The sequence below is a fragment of the Xanthomonas sp. JL1 genome, assembly GCF_038405005.1.
In genome coordinates this window covers 39099-52152 of the sequence record NZ_JBBYGR010000052.1, presented here as the reverse complement: position 1 = coordinate 52152, position 13054 = coordinate 39099, and the positions used below count along the sequence as shown (strand labels likewise).

The following is a 13054-nucleotide window of genomic DNA, read 5'->3' as shown; positions in this document are numbered from 1 at the left end:
TCATGGCGTTGATCGCACGCAGGCTGGGCGCAGCGTCGAAGTACGACCACCTTGCCTGTGTGCGTGCCGCCGGTTTGCGCTGCGAAGTGGATCTGCCGCGGCAGGGCATCCTGCCGCATGACCTGATCCATCTGTGGGTGGAAAGCCGGCTTGGCCTGAGCGACGGCTTCATCGGTCTGGTCGCCAAAGGGGCAGATATCGACTACGCGGGCAAGGGCCTGCACCGGCATGTAGATCCGGAGCGGCAGATGCAAGCCGGGCAGGCAGAGTCTGTGGTCGAGGCGCTGCAATCGCAGCTGTGGTCCGGGCAGTTCGACGAGGCCATGTTTCATTACGGGCCGGCTCAGGCGTGCAGTATGCGTGGCGTCATGCCGCCGGAGCTTGAAGGCATCGCGCCGGAAGAGGATTTGTTCATACCGCTCACGCGGTCGGGTGCTGCCTGGAACGCGATGGCAGCCGGGATGGAATGGCGGCTCGCGTTTGCCCGGCAGCCCGGAATGTTGGAAGAACACCGCTAATGCATTGCCCCTTCTGCCAGCACAGCGACACCCGCGTGATCGATTCGCGGGTGTCCGAAGACGGCACGACGATTCGTCGGCGCCGTGAGTGCGAGGCATGCGGTGAGCGTTTCAGCACGTTGGAAACGATCGAACTGAAGTTGCCCACCGTGGTCAAGAGCGATGGTGGGCGCGAAGCGTTCGATGCACGCAAGCTGCGCACCAGTTTCGACCGCGCGCTGCAGAAGCGGCCGGTGGCCGAGGAACAAATCGAAGCAGCGGTACGCTCAGTCGTGCATCAGCTGCGGATGTCGGGCGAGCGCGAAGTGGGCTCGCTGCGCGTAGGCGAATACGTGATGGTGGAGCTGCGCAAGCTCGATCATGTCGGCTATGTGCGCTTTGCTTCGGTGTATCGCAGTTTCCAGGACGTGGCCGATTTTCGTGAGGAAATCGAGAAGCTCGAACGCGAACTGCCGGTCGGCAGCGAACAACTGCCATTGCTGGAAGTGGCACTGGAACGCGCCGGCAAGCCCGGCAAGCGATGAGCGCGATGCGCATCGCCTGCGTTGCGGAAACGCCAGCGTATCTGCCTGAGATTGCGCAAGCGCATCTGCAGGCCTTCGGCACGTTGCTGCCGGAATGGAACCTGGATGAAGCGTTGAGCGAATTGTGCAGCCATGCGCGCGATGGCGTTATTCCGACAACCTGGGTGGCGAAGGATGAGGCCCAGTGGCTGGGCTCGGTGAGCCTGCTCGAAAACGATGATGCGCGCATTCGGCAATGGTCGCCCTGGTTGGCGTCTCTTTATGTGCAGCCGCAGGCGCGCGGGCAGGGGATTGGCGAAGCGCTGGTGGCGCACTGCGTGCAGGCCGCCGCGCGCCTGTGCGTGCCGTTGCTGTACCTGTATTGCCAGCCGGCATTGGTGCCGTTTTATCAGCGGCTGGGATGGCAGACGCATGCCGAATTCTTACTAGGCCCAATGCACATCGTGGTGATGCGCAGCGCGCCGGGAGCAGTGACGCGATGAGTGAGACCGCGGCGATCGCGAGTGCCGATGACCACCGCTGGATGGCGCAGGCGTTGCGCTTGGCCGAGCGCGGCGCCTACACCACCCGCCCCAATCCGATGGTGGGCTGCGTGATTGTGCGCGATGGCGTGTGCGTGGGCGAAGGCTTTCATCAACGTGCGGGTGGCCCGCATGCCGAAGTCTTCGCGTTGCGTGCGGCCGGTGAGTTGGCGCGCGGTGCCACTGCGTATGTGACCCTGGAGCCATGCGCGCATTACGGGCGCACGCCGCCGTGTGCGTTGGCGTTGATCGAGGCAGGCGTAACGCGTGTGGTCGCGGCGATGGCCGATCCGTTTCCGCAGGTCAATGGCGGTGGTTTTGCGTTGCTGCGCGACGCTGGAATCGAGGTGCTCAGCGGGGTGATGCACGCGCAGGCGCGCACGCTCAATCAGGGCTTTCTGTCGCGGGTGGAGCGTGGCCGGCCGTGGCTGCGGGTCAAACTGGGCGCCAGCCTTGACGGGCGGACCGCGTTGGCCAGCGGCCAATCCAAATGGATCACCGGAGCCGACGCGCGTGCGGACGTGCAGCGTTGGCGTGCGCGTGCCGGCGCAATCCTCACTGGTGCTGGCACGGTGTTGGCCGATGATCCGTCGATGACGGTGCGGCTGGGCGATGACATCGCGTGCGTGCCACCGCTGCGTGTGGTGCTGGATGCCGGCTTACGCACGTTGGCGTGCAAGAACATCCGCAATGGCGATGCGCCGACGCTGTATCTGCATGGCGATGCTGTCGCTGCAACCGCGCTGGATGGTGCGGAATGTGCGGCACTGCCATTGCACGTGGGCCGTTTCGATCTGTCCGCAGTGCTGGCGTTGCTGGCCGAGCGCGGCATCAATGAAGTGCATGTTGAAGCCGGCGCCACGCTGAGTGGTGCGCTGTTGCAGGCCGGGCTGGTGGACGAACTGCTGGTCTACATGGCGCCGGTGTTGCTGGGCGACACCGCAAGGCCCTTGCTCGCTGGCCTTGGCATCGAAACGATGGCTCAGCGCTACGAATTGCAACTACGCGATGTACGTCAGCTCGGGCAGGATCTGCGTTTGCGTTACGCGCCATCAGCGGTGGTATGAGTGCAAAAAAAGGCCCCGCATGCGGGGCTTTTTCTTATTTCATGCACGAAGCCGGTCAGAAGCTCGCGCGCACGCCGATGCGGTACTGATTTGCGTTGTCGATGAATTGGGCTTCGCCAACCAGGCCCCAGGTCTGGGTGAAGTTCACCTGGCCACCGAGGGTGCCCACGAACTCGCCCTTGTCCACGTTGCTGCCATCGATGTAGCCGGCCTTGACCCATGCTTCGGTCCGCGGCGAAGGCTTGCCACGCAGGCCCAGGTTCGCCCAGCCCAGGGTGCTGGAGTCGGAGCTGCTGCCCAGCGAACGGCCGCTCTGGCGCAGGTCCACATCGACCTTGGTACGCAGCGCGCTGATGTCGGCGATGAACTCGACGCGCTCGGTCATTTCCTGGCGGTAGCCGATGCCGGCATTGGCCTGCGTCAGGGTGCCGTCGATCGTGAAGCCGGCGCCGAGGTTGTAGTCCTTGGTGGCGAGCTGGTAGCCGGCGAAGACGTAGACCGGCTGCGCGATCTGCCAGGAACCGCGCAGATAGCCGCCGTTGCTGCCCTCATTGTCATTATTGACGTTGACGTCGGTACGGTTCCAGCCGCCTTCGACATAGTTGTAGCTCAGGCCTTCCGCAGAGGCGGCAAACGGTGCGGCAGCCAGCAGGGCAGCCAGAATCAGTGTCTTGCACATTCCATGTTCTCCGAATTGATGTCAGTGTTTCCACCCCATTGCGAGGTGCAAAAGAACGACGTCTCCCGTCGCGGCGCGAAATTTAACAGATCTTTCACGGAGTTGGCGATGGGGAATTTCCTGACACGACACAGCGTCCTGCCAGCCTCAGCTGAGGCTCTGCCATGGCACCTGGGCGCGCTGTTAAACTCCCACATGCCGGCTCGCCGGTACTTACGAACGTCTTCAGGGCGGGGTGCGATTCCCCACCGGCGGTAGGCATGCGCACGCATGTGAGCCCGCGAGCGCTTCGTTGCGACGCTCGGCGCTGCATGTGCCGGGTACCGCGCGAAGGTCAGCAGATCCGGTCCGACGCCGGAGCCGACGGTATAGTCCGGATGAAAGAAGACGGCCACTGCGCAGCCTTGCGGCTGTGGGCGCGCCTGTTTGCTTTGCCTTGCGGCGTTTTTCGCTCAACTTCTGCGAGAAACGACTATGTCCATGCACCACCTGCCGCGCTGCGCCGCGGCGTTCCGGCGCTCCATCGCAGCAGCCCTCGTGCTGCAAGCGGGGGCGCGCTGATGTTTACTGGAATCATCGAAGGCGTCGGCCAGCTAGCGGCGCGTCAGCCGCAGGGCGGCGATGTACGTTTCACCTTCGCCACCGGCACGCTGCCGTTCGAGTCTGTCCAGTTGGGCGAGAGCATTGCGGTCAATGGCGTGTGTCTGACCGTGGTTGCGTTTGATGCAGCCAGTTTTCAGGCCGATGCCTCCACCGAAACCCTGTCGCTGACCACGCTGGGCGCACTGCCGGAAGGCGCGCTGCTCAATCTGGAACGCGCGATGCGCCCGATCGACCGCCTGGGCGGGCACCTGGTCAGCGGACATGTGGATGGCCTGGGCCAGGTGCAGTCTGTCCATGACGATGCACGCGCGCAGCGCTGGCGGTTTGCCGCGCCGCCGGCGGTGTTGCGCTATGTGGCCAAGAAGGGCTCGATCTGCGTAGACGGCGTCAGCCTCACCGTCAATGAAGTGGACGAAGAAGGCTTCGAAGCGGCGTTGATTCCGCATACGATGGCCAACACCGCGTTTGCGCAGACGGCAGTGGGTGCGACGGTGAATCTGGAAATCGATCTGGTGGCGCGCTATGTCGAACGCCTGCTCGGCACGCGGGGTACGGCATGAATTTCGCGCCCGTTCCCGCGTTGCTCGAAGAGCTGCGCGCCGGTCGCATGGTGGTGATCGTCGATGACGAAGACCGCGAAAACGAAGGCGATCTGATCATGGCCGCCGAGTTGGTCACGCCCTCGGACATCAACTTCATGGTCACCCACGCGCGTGGATTGGTTTGCCTGTCGCTGACCGGCGAGCGCTGCGCGCAACTGGGCCTGGCGCCGATGGTGCGCAACAACACCGCGCAGTTCCAGACCAACTTCACCGTCAGCATCGAGGCGGCCGAAGGCGTAACCACCGGCATTTCCGCTTACGACCGCGCACATACCGTGCGCACCGCGGTGCGTCCGGATGCCAAGCCGCAGGATCTGAGCCAGCCGGGGCATATCTTCCCGCTGATTTCGCAGCCCGGTGGCGTGCTGACCCGCGCCGGCCACACCGAAGCAGCCAGCGATCTGTCGATGCTGGCCGGGCTGGAACCGGCCGGTGTGCTGGTGGAAGTGCTCAACCCTGACGGCAGCATGGCGCGTCGCCCGCAGTTGGAAGTATTTGCGCGCGAACACGGGTTGAAGATGGGCTCGATCGCCGATCTGATCGCGTATCGGCTGGCCAACGAGCACACCGTCGAGCGCGTGGACGAGCGCGACATCACCACCGAATTCGGCCCGTTCAAGCTGGTGACCTACCGCGACCGCATCGCGCACGACCTGCACTTTGCGTTGGTGCGCGGCAGCGCCGATCCGCATACACCCACCCTGGTGCGGGTGCAGGTGGAAAATCCGCTGGCGGATCTGCTGCACTGGCAGCGCGATGACTTCGGTGTGGCGGCCACCGATGCCTTGCGCGCGATTGCGGCCGAGGGGCAGGGCGTGATGGTGGTGCTGTCGGCCCCGCGCGACAGCGAATCGCTGCTGGCACGGCTGCGCCAGCAACCCGAAGCCGCCGCCAACGCCAAGGATGTGAGTCAGTGGCGGCGTCATGGCGCCGGCGCGCAGATCCTGGCCGAACTGGGCCTGGGCAAGTTGCGTGTGCTGGGCACTTCGCGGCGCCAGGTGGGGGTGGCCGGGTTCGGGCTGGAAGTGGTGGAGTATCTGGAATGCCACGCTGGCGAGGGCGTGCGTTCGGTGCCGCCGTCTGCTGTCTCTTGAGTTGCCCGCGAGCCGCTACCGCAGTCATTTGCCCCTGCCGATGGTTCAGGACGGCGCAGGCGCTGACGCGTGGTTGACAGTGCGCAGCCGTCCGCTGCTGCGGCCTACGTGCCGGAAGCGCAGTGGTCAGAGATGACCATCGGTTCCAGGCGTGGGGCCCGCCAGAGCGGCTGGAGCAGCCGGTTGACCGCAATCGCCCATGGTCGTTGAAGCACATGGCCGAGTCTGCTTTGGTGGACCTGGCGTGCACGCGTCGGCCAGGCCTGGCCCCGGCAGCTGTTAAACTTCTCGCCCCCTTGAGTTGCCGACCCGCATGACCCACTACGAAGGCGATCTTCGCCCCCCCACCGCGCGCTTTGCGATCATCGCCAGCCGCTGGAACGCCCGCATCACCGACGTGCTGGTTGCCGGCGCGCGCCAGAGCCTGGCCGGCAACGGCATTGGCGAAGACGCCATCGACGTGATCCGCGTGCCCGGCGCCTGGGAAATTCCGGTCGCCGCCAATCGCGTGGCGCAGTCCGGCCAGCATGGCGCGATCATCGCGCTGGGCTGCGTGATCCGTGGCGATACCCGCCATTACGAACACGTGGCCGACCTGTGCGCCGAAGGCCTGATGAGCGTGCAACTGCAGACCGGCGTGCCGGTGCTCAACGGCGTGCTGGCAGTTGAACGCGTGGAAGATGCCGAAGCGCGTGCCGGCGGCAGCCACGGCAACAAGGGCGAGGAGTGCGCGCTTGCAGCGCTGGAGCTGGTGAATTTGATGGAGTTGTTGCCATGAGCAAGCCCGGTGGACACCCGCGCCACGGCCGTCGCGACGGCATCGACCCGGTGCTGCGTTCGCGCGCACGTCGGCGTGCCTTGCAGGCAGTGTATGCGTGGCAGATTTCCGGTGGCTTCGCCAAGCAGGTGATCGCCCAGTTCGCTCACGAGCAGGCGCACGAAGTGGCCGATCTGGCGTACTTCGAGAACCTGGTCGAAGGCGTGCTGACCAATCGTGCCGAACTGGATACCGCGCTGACCCCGTACCTGGATCGCGGCGTGGAAGAGGTCGATGCGATCGAACGCGCAGTGCTGCGGTTGGCCGCCTACGAATTGCTGTACCGCCAGGACGTGCCGTACCGCGTGGTGATCAACGAAGCGATCGAAACCGCCAAGCGCTTCGGCTCCGAACACGGTCACACCTATGTAAACGGGGTGCTGGACCGCGCCGCTGTGGAGTGGCGCAAGGTCGAGTCCGGCGCTTGAGCCACGGGATTCGGCAGTGGTGATTCGGGATTGGCAGCGAGCGACGGTCCCGCCCACGCAAGGTGCAAGCGCTTGGCTTGAGTAATTCCGCCTTGAGGTGAGCTATGCCATTTCCGCACTGCGCATCATTTGGTGGGCAGGCGGCAAGCAATCGTGCCGCACCTCGCAACGCCTGCTGCGACGAATCCCCAATGCACAATCTCCACTCCCGGCTCCTCAAATGCCCGAATTCGATCTAATCGCCCGGCTGCGCGTGCGCATTGCTGCGCGTGCCGATGTGCCGTTGGGCATTGGCGACGATGCGGCATTGCTGCATCCGCCGGCCGGTGAGCAGCTGGCGATCACCACCGATACGCTCAATGCCGGCGTGCATTTTCCGCAGGAAACCCGCGCCGACGATCTGGGCTGGAAGACGCTGGCAGTCAATCTCTCTGACCTGGCGGCGATGGGCGCGCAACCGCGTTGGTGCACCTTGTCGTTGTCGTTGCCGCACGACGATGCCGCATGGGTGGATCTATTCGCCGATGGCTTCTTCGCGCTGGCCGATGCGCACGACATCGTGCTGGTCGGCGGCGACACCACCCGCGGGCCGCTCTCGTGCGCTGTAACGGCAATCGGTAGCGTGCCGCCGAGCGCGGCGTTGCGGCGCGATGGTGCGCGCATTGGCGATGACGTGTGGGTCACCGGTGCGCCGGGTGAGGCCGCCGCCGCGTTGGCGCTGTGGCAAGCCGGCCAGCTGGATGTGACCTGCGCGGCGGCTGACCCGTTGCACGAGCAGTGGCGCAGCCGCTTGCTGCGTCCGCAGCCACGCGTACAGGCCGGGCTGCGTTTGCGCGGGCTTGCGCATGCCTGCGTGGACATTTCCGACGGGCTGCTGGCCGATCTGGGGCATCTGTGCGACCGCAGCGGTGTGGGCGCGCAACTGGCGCTGGCCGCGTTGCCGGCAATGCCGCGCAGTGCCGGGACCAGCGTGGCGCAGTGCCCTGGCTGGCAACTCGGCGGTGGCGACGACTACGAGCTGTGCTTCACCGCCGCGCCGCAGCATCGCGCTGCGGTGGCGCAGGCAATGGAGTTCGCCGAGGTGGCCGCGACGCGCATCGGCCAGATTGTCGCCACGCCCGGCGTGGTGGTGCACGACGCCGACGGTAACCCTTGGCAACCGCTGCGGCGCGGCTATCAACACTTCGTTGGCTGAGTCGCTCGTTATCAGGAATTCTTGAGCACCGGGTCCCGGTGCTTAGGGCAATCCCGAATCCCGGCCCTTGAACCATACCGTACCGTCTGGTGCGTTCGCGGCGTTCTCCCTCGAACAACGGATGCATGGCAGTTGCCGCTGGGCCACTCCGGCCTGGCTTTGCATGGGAGACAGCAGCATGAGCAAACCTTGGATCTGGACCATCGCCGCACTGGCGTGGTGGATGGCATCGGCTGCGGCGGTGGCGGGCGCCTTCAGCAAGACCTAAGAACGCATCCCCGGCTGGGACGGTGCGCAAATGGGCGCATTGGTGCTGGTGCCGCAGGGGCAGGGTGCCGGGCCGTTTCCGTTGATCGTGATGCCGGCCAGTTGGGCGTTGCCGAATCTGGAATATCTGGGCCGTGCGACTGCGCTGGCCAGCGACGGCTACGTGGTGGTCAGCTACACCTCGCGCGGGTTTTGGGATTCGGCCGGGCAGATCGATATCGCCGGGCCGGACAGGGTGGAAGACGTCAGGGCGGTGATCGATTGGGCACTGGCGCACACGCCCGCCAATCCGCATGCGATCGGCGCGTCGGGCATTTCGTACGGTGCGGGCATCAGCCTGCTGGCGGCCGAGCGCGACCCACGCATCAAGGCCGTGGCCGCGCTCAGCGGTTGGGCCGATCTGCAAGCCTCGCTGTATTCCAATCGCACGGTCAGCCAGCAGGGCGTCGGGTTGCCGGTCGGCGCCGGTGCGTTGACCGGGCGGGACGGTCCGGATCTGGCCCAGAGGCGCGGTGCAGGGCTTCCTGCCGCAAGCTGCGTCCCCGCAGCCCTGGCTCTGATGTGGCCGCGCTCAATGCGCGTGGCACCGCGGTGCTGCCGGGCAATGCGTTCAACGACGCATTGTTCCCGCCGAACCAGACCATCGCGTTCTTCAACCAGTTACGTGGCCCCAAGCAACTGCTGCTAAGCCAGGGCGATCACCGCACCGCGGAGCTGCCCGGCGCATTGGGGTTACCCAACGAAATCTATACCGCGACCACGCGCTGGTTCGACCGCCATCTCAAGCTATTACCCAATGGGGTTATGGATGCGCTGGGCATGGCGAAACTGATGGCGCCTGCGCCGTATTCGTTGCGCAATGCCACGCCGGGGCGCGCAGTCACGCTGGACTGGCCACTGCAGGCGGCGGCAACCGAGATTCCCGCAGGGCAGCGACTGGTCCTGGTGATCGACACCCGCGACGCGCGCTATACCGACGCCAGCGAGGGCGGTGGCACGGTGAGATTCACCTCGCCAGTTGCAGCGCCGTCCGTGTTGAACGTGCCGCTGCGGTAGGGCAGCACGCCGTTTCTGCATCGTCCCAGGTCGTCCGCCGCGGGACTCGCGAACAGCGGCGGGTGGCGTGCCATCCGCCGAACCCGCATCTGCACCGGTCACGTCGCGTTCGCGCGGGCGAACGCGATTTCTGGCAGTGCGCGCGGACACGAGATCGCTTTCGGGAAAGTACGCACGAAGCCTAACTCGATGCCGCTGCTGCGGCACACCGCCGGAGACCCGATATGCCGATCAACCGAACCGGTCTGCCACACGCTGTGGCGTCAACCAGCCAAACGCAGGAAGTGCAAAAAGCATGCGTCTTGCCCTGGACGAAGTGACGCACTTCCCCTACCCGGACGATGAGGATCGCAGCGAGCAGATATTGCGCGGATACGGAAGGCTTGCGGCGCGGATTCCATCATTGCCGCAGGCGCAGCGATTTTAGGCGTTTACCGCGGTGTTGAATCACGCCACCCGCTATTCCGGGAATATGGCATTTCGCGTGATGGCGCGCTTGACCGATGACCTTGGCAGCTTGCCCGAGGACCTGCGCGCGCTCGCCTTCCATGCAATCTTGCCCAGTTTGATTGCCACGCGCCGGCAAGCGCTGCAGGCTGCTGCCGGAGCAGCGCACGGTGGCCAAATGGGGGCAGTAGCAGAGGCTGATGTAGGGGGCGTGCAAGGTGATGGTGGGCCAGGGGTGCAAGGCGCTGTGGCTCTGGCCCAGGGGGCGCTGCCGGAGGCATCGGCGGAGCGCTTCCGTTTGATTTGCTGGCATCGGCGATCAGACAGCTGCCCGAAGAGGAAGTCAACCTGGCGATAACCGAGGCTGCCGCGCTCCAGACCGGCCCCCGCACGCTGGCGGAGGTGACCTTACGCCTGCATCTTGTCGGATTGGAGCCGATCCATCGATTCCAGCACGCGTATGCGCAGCTTGCCGAGCGCCTGGCGCGTTCTGGCGATGGAGCCGAAGCCTTGATCCACTTGGTGGCCTTGTTGAACAGACTGTCCAATCCGGGATTGCGCCAGGCTGCCTTCAGGGAATTGACGCGGGCCCTGCACGCATTGGACAGCACAGAGAGTGGCGCTGCGGTGCTGCGGCGGTTGGCTACGGCGTTGCCGCACCAGCCTGACGAGGTGCGTTATCTGTGCAGCCTTGATGTGCTTGCAGCGACGGTGAGCCTCTTCCCGAGCGAGCAGATACAGGTCATTGCCACCGTTCGTGCGCAGGCTGCTGCGATACCGAACCATGCCGATGAACTCATCGCCAGATGCGATGACGCGATCGCCACGGCCAGCATGATGCTTGCGACTGTGTCGCGCAGGTATATGGACACGTGAGCACGGTGTGATTGAGTGTGGTCTGGTCACACAAGCGCACGCGCATACCTGGCGCCACCCTGTCCGGCCCGACCCTTGAGCAGATGAAACTTCGCAGCGTCGCTGCCATCGGCGTGCCGCCAGGCCGGCGCAGCCAGGGAAGCCAACCGTCGAAGCGCGCGGCGGGCCATCTGATTGTGGCGCAGGGCTGGCCTGCGCATTTTATGCGGACTTTACGTCGCGCCGGCTGCAGATCCATAGCGACTTTACGTGGCGCAGGCAGAGACTGCGCACGTTGGCGGAGCGGTTCCGCCGTGGACGATCCCGATGCATCCCTTCACTTGTCTGCTCGATCGGCGCTGCGCGCATGGTGCGGCAGCGCTTTGTCATGTTGGCGCGTACGCGCTGCCGACGCCGCGACACCTCGCATCCATCGCGCCTTCGTGCGCACGTCTCGGGGAGTAGTTGACATGCCTGCCTGGTTGTCCCTGTTGTGCGGCGTGGCCGTACTCGTTGCCGCTGCGTACCTGCTGTACGTGGTGCTGCGGCCCGAAGACTTCTGATCCGAGTGCGCTCCAATGACTGAAACTTTTCTTGTCTACGCGCTGGCCATCGTGCTGGCGTGGCCCCTGGGCCGTTACATGGCCGCCGTGATGCGCGGCGCACCGATGCGCGGCGACGCGCTGTTCGGCTGGATCGAACGGCCGTTGTACGCGTTGCTCGGAACCCATCCGCAGCAGGGCATGTCGTGGCGGGGCTACGCCAAGGCGTTCTTGCTGAGCAACCTGGTGGTTGGCCTCTTGGTCTGGCTGGTGTTCATGACCCAGGCCTGGCTGCCGTTCAATCCCGACGCCATCCCGAACATGCGCTGGGACACCGCGCTGCACACCGTGGTGTCGTTCGTCACCAACACCAATCAGCAGCATTACTCCGGCCAGGCGCAGTTGTCGTATCTGTCGCAGATGACCGGCATCGTCGGCCTGCAGGTGGTGACGCCGATGATGGGCCTGGCGTTGGCAGTGGCGACACTGCGTGCGTTGTTCGGTGGGCGCGCCGCCAAACAGGCGTCGGTTGCTGCACCGGCATCGGACACGACGGCCGTGGCGGCGATTTCGGAGCCGGAACTGTCGCGTCAGGGACGCCAGCACACGGGGTCCGGCTTGGAAGCCCTGCCTGAAGCAGATGTCGGCAATTACTGGGCTGACGTGATCCGCTCCAGCGTGCGCGTGCTGCTGCCACTGTGCCTGCTGTTGACCGTTCTACTCGGCTGGCAGGGTGTGCCGTCGACCTTCCAGGGCGCGGCGACCGCTGTACCGTTGGATAGCAGTGCCGGCATAGCCAAGCAGACCATCCCAGTGGGCCCGGTTGCCGCGATGGTGGCGGTGAAACAGCTCGGCACCGACGGCGGTGGCTGGTATGGCCCCAATAGCTCGGTCGCGCTGGAAAACCCCACGCCGCTGAGCAATTTTCTGGAAACCTTGGCCATCGTGTTACTGCCGATGAGCGTGGTGTTCATGGTCGGCTATCTGACCGGACGCAAGCGACTCACTGCGTTGGTATTCGGCACCATGCTGACGATGTCGGCCGCGTCCACCGCGTTGTTGCTGTGGTCCGAAGCGCATTCGGCCAGTGCGACCTCGCCGGCGCTGATGGAAGGTAAGGAAGTGCGCATCGGTGCGGATGCCTCTGCGTTGTGGGCGGCGTTGACCACGCAGACCTCCAATGGTTCGGTCAACGCGATGCACGATTCGTTGGCGCCGTTGAGCGGCCTGGTCACGTTGGTCGACATGCTGATCAACGCGATCTGGGGTGGCATTGGTTGCGGCCTGCAGCAGTTCGTGGTGTATCTGTTGCTGAGCGTGTTCCTGGCCGGCTTGATGACCGGACGCACGCCGGAGTTGTTCGGCCGCAAGATCGAATCGCGCGAAGTGCAATTGCTGGCGCTGTTGATCCTGCTGCAGCCGCTGGTGGTGCTGGGCTTTACCGCAGTGGCACTGGCCGTGCCGGCAATCACTGCCAATTCCAACCCCGGCTTCCACGGCATCAGCCAGGTGTTCTACGAGTACACCTCCGCGTTCTCCAATAACGGCTCGGGTTTCGAAGGGTTGGGCGATGCCACGTACTGGTGGAATCTGAGCTGCTCGTTGGTGCTGGCGCTGGGACGGTATCCGGCGTTGGTGCTGCCGTTGATGGTGGCTGCGCGCATGGCGGTGAAGCGCCGTGCGCCGGAGTCGGCCGGCAGCCTGCAAGTCGAAACGCCCACCTTTGCGCTGACCCTGATGGCGATCGTGCTGGTGCTGACCGTGCTGCAGTTCATGCCGGCACTGGTGCTGGGTCCTATCGCTGAACACCTCGCCCTGGCGGCGTCCTGAGAGTTTTGA

The 13054-nt window shown here is 65.0% G+C and carries 12 protein-coding genes, 2 pseudogenes and 1 riboswitch; of the genes and pseudogenes, 13 read left to right on the top strand and 1 reads right to left on the bottom strand.

From position 1 onward, the window contains the following. Positions 1 to 2 precede the first annotated feature (2 nt). Genes WJW29_RS12300 through ribD form a run of 4 tightly spaced genes read left to right on the top strand, consistent with a single transcriptional unit; the run spans position 3 to position 2630 of the window. Complete coding sequence (locus tag WJW29_RS12300; RefSeq protein ID WP_011409395.1) at positions 3 to 518, top strand: hypothetical protein; 516 nt, start codon at positions 3 to 5, stop codon at positions 516 to 518. Then, positions 518 to 1042: a transcriptional regulator NrdR gene (nrdR, locus tag WJW29_RS12295; protein WP_011260261.1), complete on the top strand. Its 525-nt coding sequence runs from the start codon at positions 518 to 520 to the stop codon at positions 1040 to 1042. The genes WJW29_RS12300 and nrdR overlap by 1 nt, the downstream gene beginning before the upstream one ends. Next, positions 1039 to 1524: a GNAT family N-acetyltransferase gene (locus tag WJW29_RS12290; protein ID WP_011260260.1), complete on the top strand. Its 486-nt coding sequence runs from the start codon at positions 1039 to 1041 to the stop codon at positions 1522 to 1524. Before nrdR ends, WJW29_RS12290 begins: the two co-directional genes overlap by 4 nt. Then, positions 1521 to 2630 (top strand): bifunctional diaminohydroxyphosphoribosylaminopyrimidine deaminase/5-amino-6-(5-phosphoribosylamino)uracil reductase RibD, encoded by a 1110-nt coding sequence (ribD, locus tag WJW29_RS12285; RefSeq protein WP_011260259.1) that lies wholly within the window; start codon positions 1521 to 1523, stop codon positions 2628 to 2630. Before WJW29_RS12290 ends, ribD begins: the two co-directional genes overlap by 4 nt. A gap of 55 nt (positions 2631 to 2685) precedes the next feature. Here ribD and WJW29_RS12280 read toward each other — a convergent pair whose 3' ends face one another. Further along, on the bottom strand, positions 2686 to 3309 hold the full coding sequence (locus WJW29_RS12280) for a hypothetical protein (protein WP_011260258.1): 624 nt from the start codon (positions 3307 to 3309) through the stop codon (positions 2686 to 2688). Between the two features lie 217 nt (positions 3310 to 3526). Further along, positions 3527 to 3702: riboswitch (FMN riboswitch) on the top strand. Positions 3703 to 3869: 167 nt separating this feature from the next. On the opposite strand from WJW29_RS12280, the gene WJW29_RS12275 reads away from it, so the two are divergent. The 9 genes and pseudogenes from WJW29_RS12275 to kdpA all read left to right on the top strand — a co-directional run bounded on the left by WJW29_RS12275 (position 3870) and on the right by kdpA (position 13045). Beyond that, the gene (locus tag WJW29_RS12275) at positions 3870 to 4472 is read left to right on the top strand and encodes a riboflavin synthase (RefSeq protein ID WP_011260257.1); all 603 of its coding nucleotides are present in this window, start codon (positions 3870 to 3872) and stop codon (positions 4470 to 4472) included. Then, positions 4469 to 5608, top strand: a complete 1140-nt coding sequence (gene ribB, locus WJW29_RS12270) for a 3,4-dihydroxy-2-butanone-4-phosphate synthase (RefSeq protein ID WP_011260256.1) — start codon at positions 4469 to 4471, stop codon at positions 5606 to 5608. Before WJW29_RS12275 ends, ribB begins: the two co-directional genes overlap by 4 nt. Before the next feature lie 313 nt (positions 5609 to 5921). Further along, on the top strand, positions 5922 to 6386 hold the full coding sequence (gene ribH / locus WJW29_RS12265; RefSeq protein ID WP_011409394.1) for a 6,7-dimethyl-8-ribityllumazine synthase: 465 nt from the start codon (positions 5922 to 5924) through the stop codon (positions 6384 to 6386). Next, positions 6383 to 6853, top strand: coding sequence for a transcription antitermination factor NusB (nusB, locus tag WJW29_RS12260; protein WP_011260254.1), 471 nt, complete (start codon positions 6383 to 6385; stop codon positions 6851 to 6853). The genes ribH and nusB overlap by 4 nt, the downstream gene beginning before the upstream one ends. A gap of 220 nt (positions 6854 to 7073) precedes the next feature. After that, complete coding sequence (gene thiL / locus WJW29_RS12255) at positions 7074 to 8048, top strand: thiamine-phosphate kinase (protein WP_011409393.1); 975 nt, start codon at positions 7074 to 7076, stop codon at positions 8046 to 8048. Between the two features lie 298 nt (positions 8049 to 8346). Further along, positions 8347 to 9371 (top strand): annotated as a pseudogene (locus WJW29_RS12250) (CocE/NonD family hydrolase). 283 nt (positions 9372 to 9654) lie between these two features. After that, a pseudogene (locus tag WJW29_RS12245) lies at positions 9655 to 10694 on the top strand (F-box domain-containing protein); the annotation flags it as partial. Positions 10695 to 11143: 449 nt separating this feature from the next. Further along, entirely contained in the window at positions 11144 to 11236 is a 93-nt protein-coding gene (locus tag WJW29_RS12240) for a potassium-transporting ATPase subunit F (RefSeq protein ID WP_006452907.1), read from the top strand. A gap of 15 nt (positions 11237 to 11251) precedes the next feature. Beyond that, positions 11252 to 13045: a potassium-transporting ATPase subunit KdpA gene (gene kdpA, locus WJW29_RS12235; protein ID WP_011260250.1), complete on the top strand. Its 1794-nt coding sequence runs from the start codon at positions 11252 to 11254 to the stop codon at positions 13043 to 13045. Positions 13046 to 13054 lie beyond the last annotated feature (9 nt).